Origin of the sequence: Lentzea roselyniae (genome assembly GCF_039537795.1) — a bacterium.
In the GTDB taxonomy this organism is placed as follows: domain Bacteria; phylum Actinomycetota; class Actinomycetes; order Mycobacteriales; family Pseudonocardiaceae; genus Lentzea; species Lentzea atacamensis.
Map to the genome: position 1 here is coordinate 1 of NZ_BAABBE010000100.1, position 3,526 is coordinate 3,526.

Annotated in this window: 2 protein-coding genes and 1 pseudogene; all 3 read right to left on the bottom strand. The window is 63.3% G+C overall.

Annotation, left to right across the window (positions count from 1 at the left end; genetic code table 11):
- Window positions 1–151: 151 nt before the first annotated feature.
- The gene (locus ABFX45_RS45935) at window positions 152–1,528 is read right to left on the bottom strand and encodes an IS701 family transposase (RefSeq protein WP_346137385.1); all 1,377 of its coding nucleotides are present in this window, start codon (window positions 1,526–1,528) and stop codon (window positions 152–154) included.
- Window positions 1,529–1,618: 90 nt separating this feature from the next.
- A complete protein-coding gene (locus ABFX45_RS45940) occupies window positions 1,619–2,596 on the bottom strand; it encodes a hypothetical protein (protein ID WP_346137386.1) in 978 nt (325 codons plus the stop codon).
- A gap of 832 nt (window positions 2,597–3,428) precedes the next feature.
- Window positions 3,429–3,526: pseudogene (locus ABFX45_RS45945) on the bottom strand (IS982 family transposase); the annotation flags it as partial.

Sequence of the window (3,526 nt, forward strand, 5' to 3'; positions counted from 1 at the left end):
AACATCGGGCACGTCCTGCGCTGCTCACACTGGCGCAGGCGACACCAGCACCGAGCCCAGCAAGCCCACTACCAGCGGCAATCGCGGCAGGAACCATGAAGATCACGATCTACGGCTGGAGTACTAGTACGGCAGCCGCACTTTGATCTTGTCAGGTTTGCCCGGTTTGTCGGCGGAGTCGGGTGCGGTGGTGGAACCAGCGCGCCCGTGCTTGGTGGCGTCGTCGCCACCAGATCCAGTGCAGGTGGTGGTTCTCGGGTTGCTGGCGGCGGGTGACCAGCAGGAATAGGCGTTTGATCTCGGCGACGGTGAGCGCGATGAGACCGGGGTCGTCCGGTGGCTCGTCGTCTGGGGTTGCGGGCAGGATCGGTTGCTGTGCCTGGGTTTTCGCTTGAGCCGCGGTGACGGCGCAGACGGCGAGAGCGGCGAGGGTGAGCACGATGTGCCGCAGCAGCGCGGTGTAGAGCTGGACCTGGGAGTGGTCGAGTCCAAAGTGGTCCTTGCCGAACTCGAACCCTTCCTCGACCGGCCAGCGCAGGCAGGCGACCCGCACCAGAGTCATCAGCGTGACCGGACGCCCGGCGGGAACGTGGCAGTAGTGGTAGGCCAGTTCGCCGGTCTGCAAGTGCTTGCGGATCAACAACGAGTGACGCGGGCTCGTGGTCGCGAGCCAGGCCCAGGCGTAGGCGCGTTCGCCTTTCGACCCGGTAACCGAGCAGACCTGCCATCGCTTCGTGTGCTTGCGGCCGGCCAGGTGTGTGGTCACGGCGGCATCGGCGCGCATCCGCTCACCGGTGGGCAACTCGATGGTGAAAGCGCAACCGACGCGCATCACGTACCCGATCCCGTTGTCTTCCAGGAAACCGCGGAGTTTCCCGGCCCTGCCGTAGACCTCGTCGCCGGCGATCCACGGCGGAATCGTCTGATCGGCAATCATGTCGGCGAGAATGTCCCGCGCCAGCTGCGACTTGGTCCTGAACTCCAGGCCGGCATCGATACCCAGCGCCGCGCGCCGTCCGGTGTCGACGAGTTGCTCCTGCGGCACATAGACGCGAGCGCCGACCAGCGCATGCCCACCCGCGGTCGCGTAGGAGCAGTAGACCGTGTTCACCCCGTTGGCGACCTGGCCCGCACAGCCCATGTACTGCCGCTTGGCACCTGCGGTCGACTCTCCCTGTTTCTCCTGCCCGGACTCGTCCAGCGCTCCCACCCGCAGCGGCTGATCACCGAGCTGCTCGACCACGAACCGCCGCACCACACCCTGCGCCTGATCGTGGTCCCAGACCGCCTGGTTGAGCAGCCGCTGCGTCCGATCCGGCGTCCGATCACCCACGTACTCGGCGATAGTCCACCCGTTCTTGCGCGGCATGTCACTCATCAACCCGGTCATGTACTTCCCGGCCTGCTCGAACGGCTTCCTCCGCGCGAAACACGACCTCAACCGGCCGTGCAACACGCCCAGATTCGCCACCGTCCGCTCGCCCTCTACGATGGCAGCCGCAGCCGCCTCACTGATCTCTCGTGTCACAACCTGATGATCTTGAGGCGGCTGCCCTCGTTACCAACAGGGCTCGCTAACGCCCTCACCAGCAAAGATCATCAAAGTGCGGCTGTAGTACTAGGCGACACAGAAGTTCGGACCGCCGTGACTGATGGCGAAGAACTTGGTTCCGGCCGCACTGGTCACGAAGACGTTGTCGGCGTTGTTGTTGATCGTGCCGGGCGACTGTGCGATCTTGAATGGGATCTCTACGTCAATGTTCTTCACAAAAGCGCCGTCGCCATCCGTATGCGCCGTGGCCGACTTCGTCATCAGGCCGACGGCTACGGTGTTCAGACTGCCTGGGCTCTGCCCGTAGACGAACGCCGTGTCGCGTAGATCGACCAGGTCCGAAGAGGGGAAACCGGTTCCTGTTACGGACGTGGTCCAGGCCACCTTGTCGCCGGTCACGGTACAAGGTCCGGTGGTGACCGAGATGCTGGGAGCCACGCCTGAGAGCGGGGTGTAGCCCTGCCAGGTTCCAATGAAGTCGTCTCGGGTCACCCCTCCTGGTCCGAAGCAGGGAACGATGGGGGGCTCTTCGGGATCATTCTGGGTCCATTTGTAGACCTGGATGAAGGCCTGATCACCGACCGGGAACCAGGGGGCGGTGCTTTCGATTACCTGTCCGCTGAAGGACGGCCCGAATGCGCTGATCCCGAACTGCCACTTCAAAACGCTGTGCGTGCCGTCGCTCCAGATGTGGTCAGCGACCCCATCGGGCAGGTTCGCGCTGGTGCAACTCTGCGGACCTCTGTTGGTGGCGTTGTCCACCGTCCCCCACTCGACGTTGTTGGAGTTGTCCGGCGACGTGCACCTCCCAGGTGCACCGTCCAGCCCGGTCGCCTCCGTCCCCCACTGTGCGAACCCGTCGACATCAATGACCGCCTCTACGGGTGTGATCGGTTCGTCGAACAACAACTGAACGTTGACGTCGCAGACGAGATGGACGTTCGGCAAGGTCATGGGCTCCATCATCGGCTCCGGCGCGATCTCAGTCCCGCCGGCCGAGGCCGTTGGCGCCAGAGCGAGGCTCGTCAGCATGAGCACCGCCATGGCCGCCAAGCGGGACCGGGTGGCGCCGGGTCTGGACACACCGTGTCTTGTGTCGATCGGCCTCAGAAATGATCTGTTCAGCATGGCGGCCTTCTTTCTTTGAAGTGACGTTCTGACACCCTTCCCGGCCATGATCGAATCGACACCGAATTGGTTGTGCATGCCGGATTCAGGAAATCATCGCGGTGCTGCGAGTCGCTCCGCACTGCCTTTCGTGGATCACATGACAGAATTTCAGATCATCGCATGGAAAGCGATCCGCTGTTCAGGTGATCCTCGACGGGGCAAGGAATGCTCGTCGTCGGCCCCCTTCCAGGCGTAACCACGAGGAGATTGCGGCACTTTCTCGCGCGAAGTGGCCGCAGCCAAGGTCGGGCGGTTGCGAAAAACATTTCTGAGGTATCTTCACGAAATTTGACGCGGCTTCGAGCACTGGATCTTCCGGTGCCTGCTGGTCCGCGTGTGGTCAGTATGCCAGCTGTAGATCGTGATGTTCAGGGTTCTTGGAGTAATTGTCGCTGGTAGTGGGCTTGCTGGGCGCGGTATTGGTGTTGCCTGCGCCAGCGCGAGCAACGCAGGACGTGCCGGACATCTGTGGCCGGGGTGGCTACGAGAGCGTTGTAGAGGTGATGGCGCTCTGCGAAAAGGGTCCTGTCGCTGATTGCGTGATCAACTTCGTTGGGTCCGTTGCGGACAAAGGAGCTGAACACCCCCACTTCCCTGACCTGTACAGCCTGCGCCGACCACGGGCGGCGTCAAGGCAACCCCTCCGGGGCGGCCTCCGGCCGACCTTGACTCCACCCGCTAGATGGTTGATTCCGTGAAGTTGGTGTCAGTGATCGAACGCGGTCAGTGAGCGTTTGCTGGTCACGCCCGCCTCCCAGTTGTGCCAGATGCCGGCGGCCATGGCCAGCAGGCGCTGAGCGACAC